Source organism: Erythrobacter sp. Alg231-14, from assembly GCF_900149685.1.
In the GTDB taxonomy this organism is placed as follows: domain Bacteria; phylum Pseudomonadota; class Alphaproteobacteria; order Sphingomonadales; family Sphingomonadaceae; genus Erythrobacter.
Genome location: NZ_LT702999.1, coordinates 1174263 through 1199866, shown reverse-complemented (window position 1 = coordinate 1199866; position 25604 = coordinate 1174263). Strand labels below are relative to the sequence as shown.

At 55.4% G+C, this 25604-nt stretch carries 8 protein-coding genes; 6 read left to right on the top strand and 2 right to left on the bottom strand.

What is annotated here, in order from left to right:
• A complete protein-coding gene (locus BQ8290_RS05585; RefSeq protein ID WP_108788342.1) occupies window positions 1-9846 on the top strand; it encodes a hypothetical protein in 9846 nt (3281 codons plus the stop codon).
• On the top strand, window positions 9843-12881 hold the full coding sequence (locus tag BQ8290_RS05580) for a CHAT domain-containing protein (RefSeq protein ID WP_337661050.1): 3039 nt from the start codon (window positions 9843-9845) through the stop codon (window positions 12879-12881). The genes BQ8290_RS05585 and BQ8290_RS05580 overlap by 4 nt, the downstream gene beginning before the upstream one ends.
• Window positions 12882-12951: 70 nt before the next feature.
• Here the strand turns inward: BQ8290_RS05580 and BQ8290_RS05575 are convergent, their stop codons facing one another.
• Window positions 12952-14652, bottom strand: coding sequence for an FAD-binding protein (locus tag BQ8290_RS05575; protein WP_108788340.1), 1701 nt, complete (start codon window positions 14650-14652; stop codon window positions 12952-12954).
• 382 nt (window positions 14653-15034) lie between these two features.
• Between BQ8290_RS05575 and BQ8290_RS05570 the strand changes: the two genes are divergently transcribed.
• From BQ8290_RS05570 to BQ8290_RS05555, 4 genes are read left to right on the top strand one after another with little or no spacing between them, the layout of a single operon-like run.
• A complete protein-coding gene (locus BQ8290_RS05570; RefSeq protein ID WP_108788338.1) occupies window positions 15035-16429 on the top strand; it encodes a cytochrome c family protein in 1395 nt (464 codons plus the stop codon).
• Window positions 16430-16431: 2 nt separating this feature from the next.
• Window positions 16432-18381 carry a heme-binding protein gene (locus BQ8290_RS05565; protein WP_108788336.1) on the top strand — a complete coding sequence of 650 codons (1950 nt, stop codon included), beginning with the start codon at window positions 16432-16434 and terminating at the stop codon, window positions 18379-18381.
• A 2-nt stretch (window positions 18382-18383) separates the two neighbouring features.
• Window positions 18384-20276 (top strand): hypothetical protein, encoded by a 1893-nt coding sequence (locus BQ8290_RS05560; RefSeq protein ID WP_108788334.1) that lies wholly within the window; start codon window positions 18384-18386, stop codon window positions 20274-20276.
• Window positions 20276-24589 (top strand): hypothetical protein, encoded by a 4314-nt coding sequence (locus BQ8290_RS05555; RefSeq protein ID WP_108788332.1) that lies wholly within the window; start codon window positions 20276-20278, stop codon window positions 24587-24589. The genes BQ8290_RS05560 and BQ8290_RS05555 overlap by 1 nt, the downstream gene beginning before the upstream one ends.
• Window positions 24590-24734: 145 nt before the next feature.
• On the opposite strand, the gene BQ8290_RS05550 is transcribed toward BQ8290_RS05555, so the two are convergent.
• The gene (locus BQ8290_RS05550; RefSeq protein ID WP_108788330.1) at window positions 24735-25604 is read right to left on the bottom strand and encodes a metallophosphoesterase; all 870 of its coding nucleotides are present in this window, start codon (window positions 25602-25604) and stop codon (window positions 24735-24737) included.

Sequence of the window (25604 nt, the reverse complement as noted above, 5' to 3'; positions counted from 1 at the left end):
TTGGCTTATAAAAATCATCTCGCGCTGACTCAGTCTTCTGCTTTGGCACTTGCCACCGGGCTTGTGCTCGCATCCAGTCCGGCACAGGCACAATCCCTTCTCGCGCAGGGCACCGTTGCCGAAGGTAGCGCGACTATCACAATTGCACCCGATGCAACTGATGTTTCGGTGGAAACCAATAGCGCGGTGATCGATTGGGTGCCGGATGATCAATCTGGGTTTGGCGACATCTTGTTGCAGCCCGATGGCACCACCTTGACATTCACAAACGGCACCGGGATTAGCGATTTCGCTGTCCTCAACCGTATCACGCCTATTGATCCATTCAGCCGAATCATTCTGGATGGTAATATCGTCTCTCAGATCCAAGATGGCATGGGCGGTAGCGTTACTGGCGGGACCGTGTTTTTCTACACGCCGGGCGGGATTGTTATTGGGTCCAATGCCGTTATTGACGTTGGAAATTTGGGACTGACCACGGCCGCGCCTCTTACGGATGGCAATGGCAATTTCATCATCAACGATACGGTCGATTTTCAACAGGCCGAAGGGTTTAGCGACATCCTCATCGAGCCCGGAGCGCAAATTAACGCTCTGGAAGAAGGAAGCTATGTTGCTCTGTTTGCGCCCGCAATTACTCAAGCGGGCAATATTCAGGTGAACGGTCAGGCCGCCTTGGTTGCGGCAGAGGCTGGAACGATCACGTTCAGCCCAGATGGTTTGTTCGATATTCAAGTGTCGATCGGCAACGATAACGGCTTTGCCGCGCTCGAACACAGCGGCACAACCGGCGGCCCGGGCAGCACCGGGATCGGTGACAATCACCGCATTTACATGGTCTCTATTTCAAAGAATGCCGCGACCACTTTGGCGATCAACGGTGGTAGCTCCATCGGCTTTGATGTGGCGCAAGTTGCCAGCATGGACGGCGACGTCGTTGTTTTGTCATCGGGTTACAACATCACGGTTGGCGAAATCGAAGATGTGCCCGTCAATCCGGCGATCAATTCTTTCATCGACATCAACGATCAAGACGTTGGCAATGGCAGCGGCGTTCTGTTCACGTCACAGGTCGTTGGCCAAGCTTTAACCGACGTCAACATCACGTCAATTTTCTCGAACATCACATTTGAAGAGAGCGCCAGCTTTCTCTCCGGCGGCATCAATGTTTTGGTCGATGAGGCATCGGGTTTCATCGGGAGTTTGGATGCCCAAGAAGACCTCACCCTAATCGCTGGATTAGACCGTATTGGTCAGGACGCGGGTGATGTGTTTTTCCGTGTCAATAATGGCGCTGTGGCAACGGTTGCGGGCAATCTTGTGGTTGCGTCCAACGCTTCAATCGATTCCAATGGCACCAACACCGTGACCAGCGGAACCGCGCAGGTTCTGGTCAATTCTGGGGGCGTTTTGAACGTCGGCGGAAACCTTATTGCAGATGCCAGCGTTGATCTTACCGGCACTTCTGAGGGCTTTGATGCCGAGGCCGGTTTTGCAACAGTCTTTGCCGAATTTGGCGGGGCGACGATTGACGTAGGCGGAGTCATTCGCGTCTTGAGCAATGCTGTGGCTGGAATTGGCGGCCGGGCTACTGCTTCTACAGCGGAGGTTCGCGTTCAAAACACTGGCGTTATTTCGGCGTCAGAAATGAATATCTCTGCTGACGCGACGGCCGGCGAAGATTTTGGCCTTGGCGGCAATATCGCGACAGCTGGCACGGCGTCGCTAATCGCGCTCGATGCGGGGTCTTCGGTCACTGTTCTAAACGGCAACACAATCGGCGATGGCGCGCTTGGTGAGCTTGATTTCCTCTCGTCAGAGGCGTTTGCCAGCAATGGCGTGAGCGGCAATGGCGGCGATGCATTTTCAGGCAACACCGAATTGACGGTGGAATCAGGCGCTACGGTCAATTTGGCCAACGATCCGCTCAACCCGCTGTTTATCGTCAACACCGCGATTGCTGGCGATACGCTGGCGAGCGACAGTGTCGGAGGCCAAGCGCAGAATGGCAGTTCGATCATGCGCATCAACGACACAACGGCCAACTTGGGGCGGCTTTCGGTGCGGACACTCGCGCAAGGCGGTTCGGCCGTTGGCATGTCGGAACGGTCGTCGGGCGGCAATGCGACGGGCGGGTTCGAACAATGGGATTTCAACAACTCTGATGTCACCATCGCCTTCGACGAAATCCGTTTTGAACGTTTCGCCGGCAGTGGATCGCTTGATGGTCTTGGTGTGGATGGTGGTGCATTCGGGAATGATTTCAACATCTTCCTGGCATCCACTATCTTCGATGTGCAATCCGATCTGTTGATCACCACACTCGCGGTTGATGGTGACGGTAGCGCAGGAGATGCGGGGCCGATTGGCGTTATCAGTTCTGGTGGCGCGTTTAATGTCGCTGGAAATATGCTGCTTTCTGGACCGTCTGTTAGTTTTACGATCAATGATAACTTCGGAGCGACGGCGCCGGGCACCCTTCAGATTGATGGCGATCTCACAATCGAAGCTTTGTCTCCTGCTTTTGGCAGCGATGTCGGGTCGGCTAACATTCGCCTTGAAGGTGGATCGACTGGCGTCATTGGCGGAAATGTTCTGATCGTGTCGCGCGCCATGGAAGATGCAAACGGAGATGGCGGAGTCTCCGGTTCTTTTGCAGGGATTTCCGTTGAGGGTGCGAACACTGCTTTGGCGATTGGCGGTAATGCCATAATCGATGCTTCAGTCGACCTATCGAGTTCATCAACGGGTCTTGATGCCATTAGCGGAAATGCTGATGTTTCTGTTCAACAAGGCGCTTCGCTATCCGTAGGAGGCGTTACACGTCTGTTGTCCAATGCGATCGCAGGCGATGATGGCAACGCCACCGGCAGCTTCACCTTTGTTGGGGTGTTTGACGGCGGTCAATTCACGACGGGAGAACTGAGCCTATCGGCCGATGCGATTGGCGGTGAAGGCGGACTCGGTGCGGGCGGAAATGCCATTGCCGGAACAGTCGAAATAGCCGTTAATGGTAGCGGAAGTTCTCTCACGGTGCTCAACGCCAATACTATTGGCGATGCCGGAATGGGAGAATTGGAATTCCTGTCATCAGAAGCCTTTGGCGGGCTCGGCATCGCAGGTGATGGTGGCGATGCAATTGCGGGCAGCACGAACATCAACGTTACCGACGGTGGCACAATCTCTTTGCCGGATTCGGTCCTGAACCCGTTGCTGATCGTCAATACTGCTATCGGCGGCGACACCATCTTTGACAATGCAATGGCTGGCTTTGCTCAAAGCGGTTTCAACCGCTTTGTAATCACAGATTCTATTGCCAATTTGGGCCGTTTGTCGGTGTTGGTGGATGTTCGCGGCGGATCTGGTCTTGCTGGTAGTACGAGCAGTTTTGGTGGCGATGCTTTTCTCGATAACAATGAGTTCTTAGTCACAAACTCCGATGTCGACGTCGCATTCGACAGCATTCGTTTTATTGCGGAGGCCGGTAGTGCATCGCCTGCTGGCTTCGCCGCAAACGGCAATCTGATTACCGGCACGTTCAACTTCGTGGTTGAAAACTCATTGCTAAATATTTTGTCGAACTTGCAGATCGATGCGACCGGTTTCGATGGCAACAACGACGCAACAAACAGCCAGAATTTGAACCTTAGCCTTAGCGGTTCAGGTGTGACGGTTGCTGGCGACATTGATCTGTCCGCTAGCACGGCGACACTTACGGCTGCGCAAAACTTTAGTTCCGGCAATAGCAGCACGCTCGATGTCGCCGGCAATATATCGTTGGTGACGACAGGGCCGAATTTCGGTGGCGATGGCGGAAGGTCAGAAGTCTTCATTACTGGCGGTTCGGCGGTATCAGCGGGTGGCAGCGTTCTGATCAGCGCGCTAGCGAATGGAGATTTTGATAACAACGGCACCAATTCTGGCGGTTCGGCGCGGCTAATCGTCGAAAATCTCGGCAGCACATTAGATGTAGCCGGAAATCTGGTTATCGACGCCAGTGCTGATCTAAGCGGGACGAGTAACGGCCTCACCGCGCAAGGCGGCTTTGCAGAATTGTTCATGCAGAACGGCGTGCAAGTCACGGTTGGCGGGGTAACGCGGATGCTCACCAACGCTCATGCAGGCGATAGTGGCTCTGCGATTGGCGGCAATGCGCAATTGTCGACATTTGGTGGCGCTTTGTTCACCACCGGAGAGCTGAACATGTCGGCCGATGCGACCGGCGGATTAGATGTTGGCGGAGGCGCCGGTGATGCGACGGGTGGCACTGTTGGGTTGACTTCGTCCGATGATGATTCAGCAATCACAATCCTCAGCGGCAACGTCACCGGCGATGTTGCTTTGGGTGAACTTGATTTCATGTCCTCTGAAGCGATCGGCGGCGCTGGAGTTTTTGGATCAGGTGGCAATGCTAACGGCGGCTTTGTTAACATCAGTATTCGTAATGGCGGCACGGCTTTCTTTGGCGGCATTGCCGGCACTCCGCTAACGCTTTTGAACACCGCAAGAGGCGGTGATACCGAGGCAAGCGACAGCACAGCTGGTTCCGCGTCGAGTGCAAATATTATCGTCGATGTCAGCAATTCAACCGCTGATTTGGGGACGTTGTCCCTGATCGCCAGTTCGTTAGGCGGCTCAGCAAGTGGCGGGGCGCAGCGCACCAATGGCGGCTTTGCCTCTGGCGGCACGACTCAAATTTCATTTTTCAATGCGGATGTTGATGTTGCGTTTGATTCAATCATTCTTGAACAAATTGGCGGCAACGGAACCGGTGATGTGGGCATCGCCGGAGGAGGGGCGTTTGGCGGCAATTTCGCATTTTCGGCAAATAGCTCCACTGTCGACATTCTGTCGGGAGTGCTTGTTTTTGCAGAGTCAATTGGTGGCGACGGTCACCAGGGCGGCAATGCAACCGGTGTGGGCAGCGTGCCTTTCTTTGAAAATTCCACCATCAATATCGACGGCAGCTTTTTTGTTGAGAACTTCGCGACCGGCGGCAACGGCATCGGTTCAGGCGCAGTGGTTGGCGGCAATGCGAACACGCAATTTATAGGCATGCAGGTGCGGAACACCGCTCTCACCGCCAACGGTGTAATTTCGGTCGGATCGCGCGCAACAGGCGGCGATGCATCTGAAGGGACAGCTGGCAACGCCACCGCTTCTGAAACATTCGTCGGCATGTTTGGCGGCTCGACGATTACGGCCAATTCTTTCGAAGTAAGTTCGCGCGCGACGGGTGGTTCGATCCAGCCGGGCGGTGCAGGCCGTGGCGGCGATGCAAACAGCGCCCGCGCGGCAATCAGTTTCGATGGCGGGGTGGCTGACGGGCCGGTTACATTTACTGGTGATGTGGTCGCGATAGCTACGGCAACCGGCGGCGATGGCGGCGATCTCGGCGGTGATGGCGGCAACGCAGTTTCTGGCGGTGGCGAATTCCGCACATTTGAACCGGGGACGTTCAATGTTGGCGGTGACGTTACTTTGGAGTCTGATGCGCTCGGCGGCGATTCTACCCTCGGCATGGGCGGCACTTCGCAATACGGGTTTATCGGCCTCAGTACAGACGGCGGACAGATCAACATCACCGGAGATGTCGATATCTTTGCCGATTCCGACGGCGGCGACGGGCTGATCGGCGGTGATGCAACCGGTAACCTCACACGGATCGCGGTTACCGGCGGCGGTCTGATCATTGGCGGCGAATTGACCGTCGAAACAGACGTATCAGGGGGCGACGGCGTCAATGGCGCGTTGGCAGGGGATGGCGGCGTCGGCACTGGCAACACCGTGCTGATCGATGCGCGGAACAATGATGGCGGTATCCCAAGCCTCATCAGAGTCGGCAGTCTGGATGTCGATGTCGATGTCGATGGAGGCAGCGGCGGCGATGGCGGAACAATGGCCGATGGCGGGGTTGGCGGCGACGCAAATGGCGGCTCAGCGTTTATCTTTGGCCGGGCGATCAATGGCACATTGGAAGTATTAGGCCGCACCAATATCAACATCGATACCAGAGGCGGCAGAGGCGGCAACGGTGTGAATGGCGGCGCAGGCGGAGATGCAATTCGCGGCGCTGCGCAGTTTGGCACAGCAAGCGGCGGAGCAGTGCCCAATCTTGTCGAGGGCGCGGCAACTTTTGACGATATCGATGCTGAGGTTGGCAATTTTGGCGGCGACGGCGGCGATGCAACCACTGGTGTGGGCGGCGACGGCGGTGATGCGCGCCAAGGCGTTTTGACTCTCCTGACGCGGGGGGCTCTCGTTACCGCCGCTGATGTGGAATTGACCGGCGAGTCGGTTGGCGGCGATGGCGGCTCTGGGGCGACCGCTGGCAATGGTGGTAACGCGGCGGCTGCAACGCTGTCACTGGCTGTATCGCAAGCCTTCCAAAACCCTGGCCGGGGTGCGCTGAACCTTGGCGAAGTCTTGATGGAAACATTCTCCACCGGCGGTACTGGAGCAGTGGAAGGCGCGAGCCAGTTTTCGACCGGCGGCGAAGTATCGATCACTCAATCAGATGCTGTGATCGAATCGCTTGAAATCAACCTCGGCGGCGAGACGGCGCCGGACTTCCTCGTCGATGACGGCATGGGCGGGCTTGTACCAGTAACAGTCAACCCTTTCCGATTTGCGCTAACCGATGCAACGTTGAACGGGCCGGGCGGTGAATATCTGCTCACAACTCTGGGCGATGTAAATCTGGTTGTTGCCGATTCTGTGCTGGAAACTCGGCTGCTCGAAATCACCGCAGCGAACTTTGTCGCACCGGATCCAAGCGATCCGCCGCTGGCCCCGGGCGAGATCAATGTTACGCAGGAAATGAACCTAATCTCCACCGTTGGGGACATTTTCACGCAGGCTAATATTTCAGGGGTTGGGACAAACAGCCGTTTGAACCTCACTTCCGCTGGCTCAATCTTTGTCGGCGATGTGACCGCGCCAAACATTACGCTCAGCGCGCCGAATGGTCAGATCGTCACAGGCGCGGTTGATTCCAGCGGCGGCGGGGTTTCCCTCGTCACTGGCGACCCGATTGATTTGGGTTCGATCACAGCAGAATTCGTGACCGCAGTTTCAACCGGCGGGGATATCACCTCCAACGGGGTCATTAATGTGACCGGCGCGCTTGATTTGACCGCGGCTGGTTCGATTGTCTTAGCAGATGTGACCGCAGGATCGGTTTCCGCCACGGCTCAGGCAGGAGATATCATCTTCAGCAGTCCTTTGGTGGTGGCAGGCGATATTTTGCTCAATGCCGCTGGCCTAATCCAACTTGCGGGCCTTTCCGGTGGTTCGCTCTTTGCGGAATCCGAAGACGGCGATATCTTTTCTGATGGACTATTGGACGTCGAAGGCGCGATTGATCTCAACGCCAGCGGATCGATCGATCTTGACGGTGTGAACGCAGAATCGATGGTGGCGACGACGGGGCAGTTTGGCACCGTGACTTTGAACGGCCCTACTGTTCTAGACACGTCATTGGACATTGCCGCAGGCGGCACGATCGACATTTCTGATGTTACAGCCGCCTCGGTGACCGCGATGACGCTTGACGGAAATGTCATTTCCTCGGGCGCGCTCAATGTGACCGGCGCTGTCGATCTGCAAGCGCCCGGCGACATCGAAATCAATGATGTGAATGCCGGATTGCTTAATGCTCAGGCGCAAACAGGGGTAATCCTGTTCGTCAATCAAAACCCGTTGATCGTAAACGGCGCGATTACTTTGGACGCAGCAGGTCTGATCCAGTTCGATGGCGCAGTAATAGCCGGATCTATCAATGCCTCTTCGGGTGATCAGATTTTCGCTGGCTCGGTCCTTTCTGCTGGTGGAGACATTACGCTCAACGCCAATGGATCGGTTGATACAACGAACGTCTCGGCCGACTCTCTGACCGTCACGTCGGGTCAATTCGCTTCGATCAATTTGGGCGGCGTGACAAGCGTGAACGGCGCGGTTCAGGTTGGCTCTGGCGGCAGTGTCACGTTGGGTGATGTCAACGCTGGATCTCTCGATGTTACGGCGCTTGATGGCAATATCACGGCGAACAGCGCGCTGAATGTTGTCGGGTTGATTGACCTTGATGCCGTGGGCTCGATTGAATTGCGGGATGTAGTCGCAGGCTCCCTTGTCGCTAGCACTCAGATTGGTGATGTGACCGGGTTGAACCCGATAGTTGTGACTGGCTCGCTGAACATCGACGCGGCGGGCAATGCTGGCTTTGTCGCGCTCAGCGGCTCTTCAATTACCGTGCAAGCCGGCGAGCTTGTCCAAGTGAATGACGATTGGCAGTCTGAGCTCATCGACATCACGGGATCTCGATTGGAATTCACGTCTCGAGGTGGACTGGACGCTGGCGAAGACGGCACAATCAATCTGACTTCGACCAACGATCAAGGTGTGTTCCTAACGGACACGGACAACAGCGGCATCCAACGCTTTGTTGTTGATACGAATGCACTTGAACGCATGCAAAGCGGCCAATTGGTGATTGCTGGTGCGGCGAACTTTGACGGAGCAGACATTGAGATCGGTGACCTTGACTTGTCGAGCAGCCCGATCCTCACCAACCTGATCCTGCGAACGTTGGACCAACAGGGTGATATTTTGGTGCGGGGCAATGTCACCGCCAGCGCAAGTGATCCTATCGCGCTTTCCATCGAAACCGGACAATTCATGATCGACAGCACGGCGGGCAGCATTGATTTGCTCGCCAATGGCGGATCGATCGCGATTTCGGCTGACACCATCGCAATTGGCGAAGCCTCATTGTTTGACGCCCTCACTGGAGATGAAACCGCTGAGGAGCTGTTTGACCTGCTCTCTGCACCGGCGGCGACCTCACGACCTGATGGTGTGTTGAATGGTGCAACACTGATCTTTGATGCACGCGATGACATCCTGGTTCAAAACACTGGCACAGAAGAAGCTCCAGCCGGTATCACCGTGGCCAGCGCAGAGGGTCTTCAGTTTGGGGCAGATAGGCGGCGGGCTTCCGAAGAAGTATTGTTCGTCATCAATGCTCAAATCAATGACGGTACGGGCAATGTCTTGACTGGCGATGAAGCAGCAACGGCGATCATTGACGTTCTGCCCGAAGATTCAATGTTCGCTGCGGGCAGCCGTTTCAACGGTTGCGAATTGGGCGGGTGTGACGCGACAGAGGCGCCTGCGGGTGATCAGGGTGAGGTCACTTCGACGGTTTCCGCAGCGATCAGCGGCACAGGTTCCAGCGGTTCGAGCGGCAGCGGCAACAGCGGAAGCGGCGACAGCGGCGCCGATTCAGGCGGCAACGATGATAGCGGCAGCGGCAATGACGAGGGATCGGATGATTCCAGCGGTTCATCCGCCGGTGCGAACACCGGTTCCTCTGGCTCTGGTTCGAACGGTGGCGGCGATGTCTCTGCCGATAATGTCGATGACGGCGGAGGCGGCAACGAAGACTTCGTGATCGAAGACACCGATGACGGCAGCTCAGACAGCGGCTCTGGCTCGGACGATTCCGATAGCGGATCGAGCGAGTCCGATGGCGACAGCGGCGAAGACAGCAATTCTAGCGAAAGCGACGATAGCGAAGCCGAGGGCGAAGAAAGCGAGTCCGAAGAGGCCGAAGAATCTGAGGAGGAAGAATCCGAAGAGGAGGAGGAAGAAGCCGCTGAGGAAGAAGAGGAAGAGAGCGAGGGACCAGCCTCTGGCCCAATCGCTCCGCCGGTCAGCATCATCAGCACCAATGCGCTTGATCGCAACGGCGCCATCAATGATCCAATCAGCGGTTCGGGCAACCCCGGCCTTATCGATCCCGACGTTACCGGCCCTCAAGCCGATGGAAATGGAGAGCAACCGTGAAGTTTGTCAAAACTGTAAGCGCGTTGGCAGTGGCTACCGTTGCGATGGCCGGCGCAATCATGGTTGCTCCGGCTGCTTCGCAAGATGCGCCATTGTCTATCCAAACGAATTTCCGCGTCGGTAATGCGGGAGTTCGTTGCACGGCCCAAAACGCCCCAGAAGAGGCGCGTCTCAAAGGGATGTTTGATCGCGCCTATCGATTGACATGTCGGGATGCAGCTGGCGCGGTTGGCTCGCTTTTGGTGATGCGCGACGCATCGAGCTTGGATGGAAAGCCTAGTGCTGCAGGCGAGAATGCCACTTGCGAGGCGCCAGAGACGGCTGAGATCGATCAGGTGGGCGCGGTTACCAAACTGACCTGCACCGATGCCGAGGTGGGCGTTTCTTACCGCAGCTATATGCTTAAGCAGAGCGATCGGACCTATCTTGCCGAAGGTTTGGCAGGATATGACCCTGTTTTGCGTTTGGCGTTGGCGTCTGTGTTCAACGATCGGGCTCTGCCGGGAACAATCGAAGTCGCTCAAACTGAGGTCAGCGATGCTGCGGCATTCGCACGAGTGCAGGCGGGCGCGCTTAGCCAATTTGACGCTTTGAACGAAGCCTATGTGCGCAACAACAGTGGACGGTTTGCGGAATCCGGGCAATTCTTTGAAAATCTCGCTGGACGCAGTCAGGGCAGTTCTGCCGTGATGGCTGAAGTCTTGGCAAACCAAGGTCTTCAGCAGTCCAATCTGGGAAATTTCACGGCGGCGGAAAGACTGTTCCGTCAGGCTGATGAAACGCTCACTCGGAACGACGGCGTCGCACAACGGATCATTCGTAATTATCGTGCGATGAACTTCCTGAACCGCCGGTTTCCCGAGGCGGCTCTCGATGTGCTGGGGCAACAAATGCGTGATGTGGATCCGGATGCGGATGAATTCACCATCCGCGAAGGCTTCATCGACAATCCTCTATCCGCACAAATCAATCGGGAAAACCTTGCTCTTCAACGCCTCGGCGGGGTTGAGCTTGGTTTGTCACCGATCGAACGAGCCGAGCTTTTGGATGCTCAGGCGGATGCGATTTCTGGCTCCATTGCGCGTCAGGAAAATCGTCTGAGCGACGCGCTGACATTGCTGCGCCGGGCGGATGCTCGCATTGCTGCGGTTCGCGAAGGACGGGTTGCGTCGGCGCGCTGGTTGCGTTCTGAAATTGCGATCGAACGCGCATTGGTTGCCGAGGGACAGGGACGCACTGAAACGGCAATCCGGGCATACGATGTGGCGGCTTCAGCGATTTCGCGCGACTATCCTCAATCGCCTGTCTTGCTTGCAGCGTATGCGCGCAAAGCCGGCTTTTTGCTTAGAGCAGGGCGGACCGCTGAATCACGCGCTTTGTTTGGGCAAGTGGTCGATCGGGCAGCGAACACAACCGATAGCGGATCCAGTCTGCGCAATCTGTTGGAACCGTATTTCGCCTTGTTGGCCAATGACGGATCAAGCGATGCGACCGCGGAATTCTTCAACGCATCACAGATGTTGCAGCGCCCGGGCGTTGCCCAAACACAAGCAATTCTTGCACGGCAAATGTCCGAAGGTGATGACGAAGCGTCTGCTTTGTTCCGTTTGTCTTTGAACCGCAGTCGAGAAATTGCACGAACTCAGGCGCGGGCTGATCGCTTGGCGGCTTTGCCGACGCCAACACAGCTTCAGGTCGATGGCCTCACGGCTGCGAACGAAACTCTTGATTACTTGCGTTCTGAACAAACCGGATTGTTGTCCCGCTTGGCGGAATATCCTCGCTTCCGAGCGTTGACGCCTAAACGTCTCGAACTGTCGGAATTGCAATCAGAATTGCGGGCCGATGAGGCGTATTACAAAATCGTTCTGGTTGGCGAAGATGTTTACGCTTTGTGGGCAACCAGTTCGGGTTCACGCAGCTTCAAGATTGAAGGCGGGTTGAACGAATTGGACGATGACGTTGCGTTTATTCGCGACTCAATCGTTGTGTACGAATCCGGTCAAACGGTAACGTACCCCTTCGACGTTGAGCGCGCGCGTGGTTTGTATATTCGTCTGTTTGGCCAGATCGAAGAGGAGATGGCGGGCGTAAAGCACATCATTTTCGAACCCGACGGCCCCTTGCTGCAACTGCCACCTCAAGTGTTGATAGCATCGCAAGAGGGCGTGGATGCCTATCTTGAACGGACCGAAGATGAGAGTGAAGATCTCTACGATTATCGGGAGATTGATTGGCTAGGTCGGACACGTGAAGTGTCGATCGCAGTTAGCCCGCGCGGTTTCCTCAACATTCGGAATATCGCGCCATCGCGCGCGAAGAAAAGCTATTTGGGCGTTGGTTCAAACGCTCTCCCAACACAGCAATCGGAATCGACCGATCCATGCGCGTGGACATTGGACACATGGCGGGATCCGATTGATCCGGGCGAACTGTTCTTTGCCGCCAGCAAATATGGTGAAGACAAAAGCAGCGTGGCCGTTGGCGATGCGTTCTCGGATACGGCATTGCTGGCCAACGAAGAATTGTCCGATTACCGCGTGGTTCACTTCGCAACACACGGTCTTGTGACTGCGCCGAAGCCGAACTGTCCAGCGCGTCCGGCTCTGGTTACTTCATTTGGTGATGAGGGCTCAGATGGCCTGTTGAGCTTCAAAGAGATCTTCGACCTAAACTTGGACGCCGATGTCGTCATTTTGTCGGCCTGCGATACGGCCGGCATGGCAACCAGCGCTGCATCGCGCGACGCGGGCGTTGTCGGCGGGGGCAATTACGCTCTTGATGGTTTGGTTCGCGCGTTTGTTGGCGCTGGCGCGCGCGCGGTTGTGGCAAGCCACTGGCCCGTTCCCGATGATTTCGACGCAACTCAACGCCTCGTCCAAGGCCTCATTACCGGGGAGCCGGGTCAAGGTCTGTCGAGTTCACTCAGCGATGCGCAACGCGGATTGATGGAAGATCCTGATACGTCGCACCCGTTCTATTGGGCTGCGTTCATCGTTCTTGGCGATGGCACAAAACCAATCGGAGCCAATTGAGCGCCACAACTTTTGATGGGGGGAAGGATAAGCGCCGCTATTGCAAGCGTTCAATCCTCCCCCAATCAGATCAAGTTTCTCCGAGCAAACGTTTGCGCCAATAATCGGTAAAGAACAGGCCGTCTGGATCGCGCGTTTCGCGCAAAGCCAAAAAGTCTGCGAACCGCGGTAGGTTGGTTCGATAATGCTCGGCCCAGTCGGCAAAATCGTACCGTGGTACAAACTTGCCCCAATGCAATCGGAACGGAATGCCGTTGTCGCGAAGAACCTCCCAATATTGGTCGAGGAAGCCTTCATCTGCGTTGGGAATGCCTTTGTTGTCTCTGAACCAATAGACATCAATGCGCACGGTACCGTCTTTGTATTCATCCGTTCCATCGGTGTAGCCGGGGTGCATCCACCCTTTGCTTGGCGGGCCGCCATACACTTCGGTTGAGAAATATCCCGTGGCAGATGCACCACCGTCTTCAAACATGTCTTGATACAGGTTCATCACGGTTTGAGTGTGCTGGATTGGAACCCAAATCTCTGTGAATTCTGTTCCCAAAAGACCGTCACTGACGGTGTTGTCCATGCATAAGGATCGCCAATAATAGTCGTTGAACAGGGTTTCTTCTCCAGGCTTTGTGATGGGATTGAAGGCCGGCAGCAATGTCGAAAAGGCGAGCCGCACGAGCCCGCTTAGAAATGCCAACACCAATCCCAAAACCCAAACAATAATGCCGACGGCGCAACCCAGTAAATACGTCAAAAAGCGCGAGAAGCCGCCGGCTCCACTTTTCACAAGAACATAGGCGAGATTGTTTAGGTAGACGCCGGCCTTCTGCCAAATCAATCCGATGATCCGAAACGGATTGGTGTTGCCAAACAAGACGAACACAACCGATCCAAGGAACATTTCGGTCTGCCCCCCGAAATCTGGAGTGAACTGCTGATAGGGTTTGAGGCCATCATTCGTGAAAGGCACACGCTCCGCTTGCCATGTTTGAATGCGCTCAACCCCTTTCTGTGGCCACCAAACGACCCGCGTGTAAGGTTCTGCCTTCAAATAATCCGCTAGACTGGGTTGATTGGGATAGGCGCTTCCATCGCCTAAGAAATCCATCGGCGCGGTTTCGCAATCAATCGGCGTTGTTTTTTCCGTACCTTTGATGTTGTACATTGGGACAAGTTGCATCCGGATGCGCGTTACGATCCCCAACAATCCCATAGACGTACCAACCGCGTCGAAATCAGGATGGCCTTGGTCAATCCATTCTGCCTTTCCCGTTCCATCGACAATCCGAAAGGCAATCGCATTGTCCCATGCATAACGAGTAGAGCCACCCGCCGAACCGGTTGCCGTGAACCCGGCCAAAGTTTGATGGATGATGCCGCCCAAAGTGTTGACCGCCCAACCTTTTTCAAAAATTTGATGCAGCAGGCTGTTTTCGGGGGTCGAGACGCCAAACGGGTCTTGTGGATCCCATCCAAGGTTGATGCCGGGACCGGCTTCGATGATCCCGTTTGTTTCGTCGATCCAAACAACATCGCGCATTTTGTCAAAGGCGAGATTGATCTCACCGGGAGGGGGCGACTGTTGCAATGTGCGGTTCGGCGGTGATCCATCGGTTGGATCGGTATAAATACTCCAAGCGACGGAATGAGTTGATCCGCGGCCCCGAACTTGCAGCGATTGCGCGCGCGCATGTTTGATCAACGCGACGACTTCAGCCTCGTTGCTTGGATGAAAAAAACCGTCGGATCCAATGGCTATTGTCTCGATTGTCATAGTTTTGATTTGCCCCCTGTGTCGTCTGCGATGCGTATCGCAAGTTTCAGCATGCCGATGGATTGCGTTTGGGGGAAGGCTTGTTGCAATTATTGGCTAAAATCACACAGTTCGTGGCAAGGGGCTCAGTCTTTTGGGTGATTATATGCATTCACGGTTGCATAGCTGGCGCAAGCTTGTGACAAGGGGTTAGGGATCGTGGGAATGGTAAGAGTCGCACGCATAACGCATGCGACTTGACGGGACTGTACAAGCCTAAAGCAGCATTGACCGCTAATCATTGGTTGGAACGCTGCTTGCGGCCTCGGAACGTGCAAGACATGCAAGACTTGCGCAGCGCCGAGAAAAAAGCAAAGTTAAGCCATCTCGTGGGGGGTATGGGATGACAGTATCAAGGCCGAATTGGGGGTTAATCGCTTCCTTGCGTAGCAAAAGTGCCGGATTGTTCCGGCTTTTTGCAGTGCTTGGGCTTATCGCGGTTTATCCTGGCGCAATCGCATTTGGTAACGGCACGTTTGAAGGTGTGGCCAGCTGTGCTGGTTCAACCTGTCATGGGCGCGCCGAAGGCAATGGTGCTGTTGTTCGGCAAGACGAAATCGCGACATGGCAAGAACCATCCTCGGCTAGCGGTGCGCATAGTCGTGCTTATGCTGTTTTGGCCGGCCGTCGTGGTCAACAAATCGCAAGCAGTTTGGGTATTGGCCCTGCGACGCAAGCGCCGGAATGTTTGGGCTGTCACGCAACATATGCTCCATCATCGCAGCGCGGTGAACGTTTTCAATTGAGCGACGGCGTGGGCTGTGAAAGTTGTCACGGACCGTCTGAAGGTTGGCTGGCCAACCACTATGCTCGCCCCGCTACGCACGCTTCCAATGTTTCTGATGGTTTGACGCCGCTCGAAAATCCGCAAGTTCGCGCAAATGTATGCCTTGATTGTCACTACGGTTCGGAAAGCACTGGGCAATTTGTCACGCACTCCATGATGGCCGCTGGTCATCCGCGTGTTTCGTTTGAACTCGATCTGTTTAGCGCGTTGCAGCAGCATCACGATATTGATGATGATTACACCGCCCGAAAGCGTAAGCCGAACGCAGTGCGTTTCTGGGCCGTGGGTCAGGCAGAGGCCGTTCGTCGCGCGACAAGCCTTTTTGCGAAACCGAAATTCGGCATGGAGGGCGCGTTCCCGCAATTGTATTTCTACGATTGTCACAGCTGCCACCGGGAAATTCAGGATTCGGATCAACGCCGCCTGACCTTCCAAGCCAATCCAGAGCGCCCAATTCCGTTCGGCAATCCGCCTTTCAATGATGAGAATATCATCATGCTTTCGGCGGTGGCGGGCGCATTGGTTCCCGGTCAGGCAGAAAATTTCCGCAGTGCGAGCCGGACTTTCCACCAAGCGATGGGTGAAGGCAGTCCAGGGGCTGCGCGTGAAGCGGCGGGCATGCTGTCGCAACGTGCGCGTGCTCTTTCCAATGCCCTTAGTCAGCGTGCTTATATTGATGCCGACGCGTTCCGTGTGATCGAAATCATTGGCGGCAATGCGACCCGGTCGCGCTTCACCGACTATTCCGGTTCGGTTCAAGCCGTCATGGCTATCGATACGCTTCTCAATGGTTTGGTCAGCAATGGCCGCGTCACGGCGGGGGCTGCGGCTGGTATTCGGGTGAATATCAATCGTGCTTATGCGGCCGTCGAAGAGCCTAACGCTTACAGTCCTGCCGATTTCCGCACCGCGATCAATTCGGCAACCACAGCTATTCGAAGGTTGCAATAATAATGGCCGGGGGGTGGAAGAAGCTTATTGGGGCACCGTTGCTGGTGCTGGCCGCGTGTGGTGGCGGTGATTCCGCGCCTGCAGGCGGTGGAACGGGTACGGGGCCTTTAACGCCGCCGTCGCCAACACCGCCGCCAACGGGGCAGTTGTTCGCGTTTCCAGCGGCGGAAAGTCTTTCTACGACAGACGTGCAAACGGTTATCGCTCAAGCCGCCGCCCAGGCCGCAGCGCAGGGCGAAGCCGCAGTCATCACCGTTGTGGATCGGCCGGGTAATGTTCTTGCGGTTTTCCGTATGCCTGGGGCCCCTATAAACGTGTCTATACCCGGCGCGCCGAACGGCCAGAATATTGACATTCAAGGGCTTGATGTACCGGCTGAGGCGGCATCTATCGCAAAGGCAATCACCGGTGCGTATTTGTCCAGCGGCGGCAATGCATTTTCTACGCGCGTTGCTTCGCAGATTGTGCAGGAACACTTTCCACCATCGCCTACAACAATTGGGTTGGAAAGCGGGCCATTGTTCGGCGTGCAATTTAGCCAGCTTCCGTGTTCAGACCTGTCGTCACGCTTCGTAGATGGGATGATTGGGCCGCAGCGTTCTCCGCTTGGGCTTTCGGCGGATGCTGGTGGTTTTCCGCTCTACAAGAACGGTGTGATGGTTGGCGGTATCGGCGTTGCTGCTGATGATGAATACGGATTGGATCCCAATATCCTTGATGTGGATATTGATGTTGATGAATCCATCGCGCTGGCGGGGACCATCGGTTTTGAAGCACCCGTCAGCATTCGTGCGGATCGCATTTCGGCAGATGGCACATCGCTGCGTTACACCGACGCAACTTATGCTGGGTTAAGTGATGTTGCGGGCGCAAGTTTTGCGAGCACGGCGGGCGCGCTGGTTGAGGTGCGCGGTTATTCCGATGACGTTATTCGGGCAGGCGCGGCCTATGGCACGGAGGCATCGGGCATGCGGCCTTCGACGGCGGCAGAATTTTCCAACCCCGACGCTTATGTCCTCACCGATGGTGCAGGGACGAACAGATTTCCTATTCGGGCCGGAACGGATGGCGACGATGTGGGCAATCCGATCACCGAAGCAGAGGCAACTGCGATACTAGAAGAGGCGTTTGCGGTAATGAGCCGCGCGCGGGCTCAAATTCGCCGTCCATTGGATAGCCGGGCTCAAGTATCGATCAGCTTGGTCGATACGCGCGGTCGCATATTGGGCATTGTTCGTTCGCCCGACGCGCCAATCTTTGGCACCGATGTGAGTTTGCAAAAAGCGCGAACGGCAAACTTTTTCTCTGGCACATTCGCGGCGGACGAGCTGTTGTTGGCCCAAGGTGAGGTTCCCGAATATGTCGGGCGGGTTCGCAATTTCTTGGGTGATCCTAACGCGCTAACCGGTGCGTTCGCATTCGCCGATCGGTCTGGCGGCAACCTATCACGGCCGTTTTTCCCAGATGGCGAGGTTGGCACCCCTCCGGGACCTTTGTCGCGACCAATTGAACAGTTCAATCCGTTCTCAACCGGCCTTCAATCCGCTTTGGTTTTGGCCAATTTGGATGAGCATCTTCGGTTTGTCTTGGGCGCGTTGCCGGACGATACAAATCGTGGTTGTTCAACATTGCCAGTTATCGCGGGCGAGGGCAGCCGACTTGACAACGGTATTCAGATTTTCCCTGGCTCGGTCCCGATCTATCGCGGCAACCAATTGGTCGGCGGAATTGGCGTATCGGGCGATGGCATCGATCAGGATGACATGATCAGTTTTCTTGGTCTTCACAATGCAGGCGTGCGAACGGGTACAATCGGCAATGCCCCGAATGAAATCCGCGCGGATCGAATTGTTGTCACTGTGAACGGACGTCAAACCCGGTTGAGGTATATCAACTGTCCGTTTGCTCCGTTCCTAGATGACCCCACTCAGAATGTGTGTGAGGGGCTTTAAAAATGGCGCTTTCGCTCATCCCTCTTGTGGTTTTGGCGCAACCTTCCGCCATTGAAGAGATGGCAACGGCAGCTCCGCCAGCGGTTTCTCAACCTGAGGCTGGGGCGGAGGCTACCGAAGAGCCAGAGGGGCTAAATCAAACGGCCAATCCCGACCCACAACCGTTGGATCGCGAGATTATCGAAGGGCGAGAGCGGCCCGGATTTAACTCCGAATTGCCCGAAACGATTGAGCAAGAGAATGATGGAGCGATACGCGCTCCGGCACCTCAAGCCTTTTCTCCCGATCAAGTTCCGATCCCCGATCGCTGGCGTTTGATCGAGGGGCTCGGCATTGTCGAAGAAGACTTGCTCGATCCATACAATCAGAACACTTACAAGGGTGACCGTCCGATTAACCCGGACAAGGTTCCTTGGTTGCCGATTACGGGTGACGATTGGTTCTTCGTCGCGAACTTGATTAGCGACACCGTCTACGAACCACGCACCTTTCCAATCCCTGTAGGTATTCAAACAACCGAAGATCCCGATCGCCTCGATGTGTTTGGCGATGATTTTTCGACCGTTTTGTCACAAACATTCATCGCTGGTTTTGCTCTGCTTAAAGGCAGCACCGCGTACAAACCGCCCAGCGTCGAGTATCGTCTAACCCTTGCTTACAACGTCAACTATGTCGACGTGCCAGAGCGGCGGGTCCTGTTTGTTGAGCCATCCAAAGGTAGCGACCGGCTCGACCATTTCCTTGGTGTTCAAGAAGCGTTTGTCGATTACCACTTTACGTCACTTGATAATGATCGGTTCGACTTTGTGTCGATCCGCGCCGGGATCCAACCGTTTCAGGCCGATTTCCGGGGCTTCTTATTCAATGATCAACAACTGGGCGTGCGGTTGTTCGGCAATCGCGACAACAACCGTCTTCAGTTCAATCTCGCTGCTTTTTGGCGGCTTGAGAAAGACACAAATAGCGGCCTGAACTCTGTCGTTCAGAGCCCACGCGATGACTTTGTGCTCATCGCCAACCTGTACCGGCAAGATTTCCTAATTCCCGCGCTGACCAGCCAGATTACGCTGGCCTATAATCGCAATCGCGAAGGTGACGACATCGAGATCGATGACAATGGCTTCCCGGTTCGACCGGCGCTGTTGGGTGACCTTCGTGGCCGCGATTATGATGTGTTTTACATCGGCTACAATGCGGATGGTCGGATCGGTCGGATCAACATCACAGCGAGCGCGTATTGGGCGCTGGGTGAAGATCGCAACAATTTCTTCACCGGCATTCCTGCCGACATCAATGCGCAATTTGCAGCGGCCGAACTCAGCTATGACCGCGACTGGATTCGTTTCCGTGTTTCTGGCCTGTATCAAAGTGGGGATAGCGATCCTTACGACAATGAAGAAAACGGTTTTGACGCGATCTTCGAAAACCCGGTTTTTGCTGGCGCGGATACATCTTATTGGATCCGTCAGACCATCCCGTTTGCCGGCGGTGGACGCGCCGTTTCGGTGAATGGTCGCAACGGTATTTTGAACAATTTGCGGTCTTCTAAAGAGCAAGGCCAATCGAATTTCAACAATCCCGGCCTTTGGCTCGTGGGGGTCGGGGCAGACTTTGATCTCACTCCAGAATTCCGCATTAGCGCCAATGCCAATCATCTTTGGTTTGAAGATACAACGACGCTTGAGAACCTGCGCATCGAAGGGACGATCCCAAGTGATATCGGCTACGATCTCTCTGCGTCGGCTATCTGGCGGCCTAAGGCCAATCAAAATATCGTTTTCCGTTTGTCGGGCGCCACGCTTTTGGGTGGTGACGGGTTTCAGGACCTGTTCGACAATCGCGGTGATGGCACCGCGTTCTATTCCATTCTCGCAAACGTGACATTGGCCTACTGATGCAAGAAAATTTGATCTCGACATACACGCGATTTTCGACCGGCTTTTCGCCGCGCTATGCGCTGCTTGCGGTCGCGGCTTTGTTGCTGGGGGTTTCTGTTTTTCAATCGGAAACGCAGGCGGCGGATAAAGAGACGCCGACTTATCGAGATTACAGTTTGGTCATCGCTCCGCCGGCACCGGCCCGCCAGTCTCAGGCAGAAATGGACGCTAAATCAGAGGGTTGTTATACTTGCCACCTTCAAACTGATGCTCCTACGATGCACACAACGCCCGCCGTGCGATTGGGGTGCACGGATTGCCATGGCGGCAATGCCAGTGTGCGAGGCAATTCTGATCTTCCACAAGACCATCCCGAATATGTCGCCGCGCGTGACAGTGCGCACGTCCTGCCGAAATATCCCGACAGCTGGCACTTCCCATCATCCGCCAATCCACAGCGTTCCTATGCATTGCTGAACCAGGAATCTCCTGAGTTCGTGAAGTTCGTAAACCCGTCGGACTATCGGGTCGCGCGCGAGGCATGCGGATCATGCCACATCCAATCGATCGAAGCCGCAGAGCGTTCGATTATGGCTACGGGTGCGATGTTGTGGGGAGGGGCCACCTACAATAACGGGATTTTGCCCTTCAAAAACTACATGCTCGGCGAAGCCTATACGCGGAGTGGCGATCCTGCGGTCATCAGTGGCCAAGCCAATGTCATTTCATCGCCCGGTGATGGCGAAGATGGTGAGTTGAGCGACGCTCAACGTGCGCGCGGCGTGCTTTCTGAGTTGTACCCATTGCCCACGTGGCATGTGATCCCACCCGCTGACGTTTTCCGGGTGTTTGAACGTGGTGGTCGCACGATCCTGTCGCAATTCCCAGAGATTGGTATCCCCAATCCGACCGGCCTGATCCAGCGCCTTGAAGAACCAGGGCGCCCCGACCTTAAACAATCAAACCGCGGCCCAGGCACCGGCCTGCGGGTTGCGATCCCTGCTTTGAACATCCACAAGACGCGTCTCAACGATCCGTTTACGTGGTTCATGGGAACCAACGATCAACCGGGTGATTACCGTCACTCCGGCTGTGCCAGTTGCCATGTCGTCTACGCCAATGATCGCGAACCGCGCCATTCATTGGTCTATGCTCAATATGGGCGCGACGGTCAGACGATCACCGTTGATCCGACCATTAACACGCAAATGCAGGAAGATCATGGTTATGGTGGCCATGGTTCTGATGATGGACATGCGAGCGATGGAGCGAGTGGTCACGGCGGTTTAAGGCAACCGGGCGAGAGCTATGATGATCACAATGGCGATGGCCATGGTGAGGTTCCGGTGCGGGAATCCGGTCATCCCTTGCAACACGTCTTCACGCGATCAATTCCAACATCGCAATGCATGTCGTGCCACATGCACCAGCCTAACATCTTCCTGAACTCCTACCTCGGATACACGATGTGGGATTATGAAAGCGATGCGCCGTTTATGTGGCCGGGGCCTGAAAACCAGACGCCGCGACCAGAAGGTATGAGCGATGCGGAATACGAAGAGTTCTACCAAACTCAACGGTTCCCTACGTCTGAAGAAATTCGTGCAATCCTTGATCGCAATCCTGAAGCCGCAGCGGCAAAGGGCCTATGGGGTGATCTCGATTTCTTGCGTAATGTGTACGACCTAAATCCAGAACTCGAACACACGCAATTTGCCGATTATCACGGCCACGGTTGGAATTTCCGCGCCATCTTTAAGAGAGATCGCGACGGCAATATGCTGGACGCGGAAGGCGAAATCTTGCGCCCTTCGCAAGAAGGCGACACCGAAGAAGAAGCCGAATATCATGACGAACGTTGGCGTCAGCGTTGGCGCCGCGATGGCGAAGGTCAATTCGTTGAACCGGGCACAAACCCGGGTGAATCCGTCCATATGATGAGCATCCACGCCGAAGTCGGTATGCAATGCGTTGATTGCCACTTTGAACAAGACACGCATGGCAACGGACTTATCTATGGCGAAGTCGCGAATGCGATTGAGATCGGTTGTAAAGATTGCCACGGCACCGCCGACGAATATCCGACGCTCCGCACCAGTGGACCTGCTGCGCCGCCAGAAGGGCACAACCTTGCCCTCTTGCGCAACCCCGATGGTCAACGCCGGTTTGAATGGATGGAGAACGAAGAAGGCCGCCGCGTTTTGATCCAACGGTCGCTCGTTGATCCTGAACTGCAGTGGGAAATGAGCCTCGTTCGCGATTCCGTGGATCCAGCGACACCGGTCTTCAATGCCCGTGCTGCGCGATCCAAATTGATGAGTCGTTATGGCGCAGAAACCGGTAATTTCGAATTTGGAACGGGTATCGAGCAAGGCGACCGGGCACACCAAGACGAAGAAATGGCTTGCTTCACATGTCACTTGTCCTGGACGACATCATGCGGCGGGTGCCACCTGCCAATTGAGGCCAACTGGAAAACCAAGTCGCATCGTTATGAAGGTGGCTCCACTCGCAACTTCGCAAGCTACAACCCTCAAGTCGCGCGCGATCAGATGTTCCAATTGGGTGTGCATCAAACGACCAAAGGCAATCAAACTGCTCCGGTTCGTTCGTCCTCCGCTCTTGTTTTGTCATCGACAAATATCAACCGGGAACGGATCTATGTTCAGCAACCGCCGATCTCTGCGATTGGTTTTTCAAGCCAGGCATTTGCGCCCCACTTCCCGCACACTGTTCGTTTGAATGAAACGAAGACGTGTACCGACTGTCACTTGTCCGAAGCCGAAGACAACAACGCCATCATGTCGCAGTTGCTTTTGCTCGGCACGAACTATGTAAACTTCGTCGGCATGCATGCGTGGACCGGTCTCGAAGGCGGTCTGACGGCGGTCCGTGTGACCGAATATGACGAACCGCAAGCTGTGATCGGTTCTTATCTGCATCGCTATTCAACGCCAGATTATTGGCAGATGCATGTTGAGGACAATGGTCGAGAATTGAAAAACTGGGTGCGCGGATACGCGTTTGACGAAGACCTTTCGGGTGAAACTCATCCGTTCGAGGAATTTGTGAACGTGCACGAGGGCACTCCGGGTCGCGTCGGTTGCTTGCAATTGCGCGGGGAATATCTGTTCGTCGCCGAAGGCCGCGGTGGCTTCCGGGCCTACGATGTTGCCTCAATCGCCAACAAAGGTGTGTCTGAACGGATCATCACCGCGCCATTCTCACCTTTGGGTCATGACACACATGTCGATACCGAGAACGCGACTTGCATGGCGTTGGCGACCAACCAACCCATCGCGCCAGAGCGCAACACACCGCAAATGCGCGAAGTGAACCAAGAGCAACCGTTCTTGCCGATCTACAACTATGCGGCGGTGACCGATGCGGTCGAAGGATTGATCATGGTCGACGTGAACACGTTGGCTGATGGCGAATTCCGCGACAACTTCTTCGAGCGTTTGGAATATTCTGACGGGTCCGATGCATGGAACCCAGATGGCGTTCTAAATGGCGCGAACCACATTCATTTGGCTGGTGAGGTCGCCTATATTACGGCGGATCGCGGTTTGGTTGTGGTGGATCTTTCCGATCCGAAATCACCGCAAGTGACTGCTGTCAGGACATTGACCGATGCAAGGGCTAGCGCGATCCAGTTCCGCTACCTTTGGGTCAGTGATGCCGAGGGTGTGAAGCTGTTTGATGTGACTGATTTGCGCGATCCTATCGCTGTACCAGAGGCGACATATCCTCTTGCAGATGCTCGTCGGATCTACGTTGCTCGCACATACGCTTACGTTGCTGCGAAAGGGGATGGCTTGGTCATCCTCGACGTGGAAAATCCAAGGGCGCCAGTGCTTCAAGAAAAGGTAACGTTGAACGGCACGTTGAATGATGCAGAGGACGTTATTGTCGCATCGACGAACGCATCGCTGTTTGCTTACGTCGCCGACGGACGCAACGGGATGAAGGTTCTTCAACTCACAAGCCCGGAGAGCCAGCGTAACTTCTATGGCTTCAGCCCGGCGCCGGTTCCGGAATTGATCGCCTTCGCAGAGACACCGACGCCGGCGATCGCGCTGTCGAAAGGTATCGATCGTGATCGCGCAGTCGATGAAACCGGCGGCCAAATGGCTGTGTTTGGGCGACTAGGATCACGACCCTTCACTCGTGCGGAAATGGAACGATTGTTTATGACGCGTTCTGGTGTTCCGTGGAGGGTGACCGATGAGATCGACATGGATCGTTGGGTCGGCCGCGGCGTAGGCCCGGCGCGACGGAACGCCGATTTGGAAGCCGGCGTTGAAGATCCATCCTTAGGCGGAGAATAGTTCACAATCATCACGGTGCCGATCTTGCATCGGCCCGTGGCGATTGAGCCGACGGCATCGCACGGCGCAAACATCAGCGCAGTCGAACAACAAGTTTGGTGGACAATGGTGTGCCTTAAACGTTCCGTGAACGTCTAATCGTCGGTCAATCGCGCTCAGCAAAGAGCCCCTGCATCATAGGCTTAAGGTGGTCTTCAAACCGAGCCAATGTTTGCCAATGGCCGACAGGCTGGAAGTGGGAAACGAGCGTTCCATCCTTCCAAAGATGCAGGCTGTAAAATGGCGGTTCCGCCGCAACGATGGGGCGCTGATCCGCAATGTCGATATCCATCGGTCTCAGATCAAGAGCAACGGCCGGCGCTACAGCCGGAGTGACGCACAAGGGAATACCTTCTACCGTTGAGTGCAACGGGCGGTGCAAGTGACCCGCCTGGATAGAGATAATCTGCTTGTGTCCGGCAACGGTGTCATGAAACCGTTTGAACCACGCTTCATGCGGCTTTGGATCCATCCAATCGATGCCCGCAACCACAGGTGGATGATGGACGAAAAGGACCGTCGGCGTGTCAGGATGCTCGTCGAGCTGTTCAGAGAGCCATGCCGCGCGCGTTTCACAAAATGCGCCGCCGTGACGTCCTGGCTCAAACGAGTCCAGGCACAATATCCGTAGCCCATCGCATTCAATGGCATATTGCGCGAAGCCATCGGCAGTTGGACATTCCGGAAATGCCTTGAGCATCGCCTCTCGATCGTCGTGGTTGCCGGGAATGACGTGAACGGGGAACGGACATTCTTCGACAAGCGATCGGATTCGCGCGTAGGAATCGACCAGACCACCATCGGCAAGGTCGCCTGACAGGATCAGCATATCGGGCATGACCGGTTGGCTCAGCAAATGTCCTAGGACATTGCGAAACCGCACGAAGTTGAATTCGTTCTCACCCGCCTCAGGCTCAAAGCCCACATGCGTATCGGTGATCTGTGCAATAAGCACACCGCCTTTATCGCTCTTCAT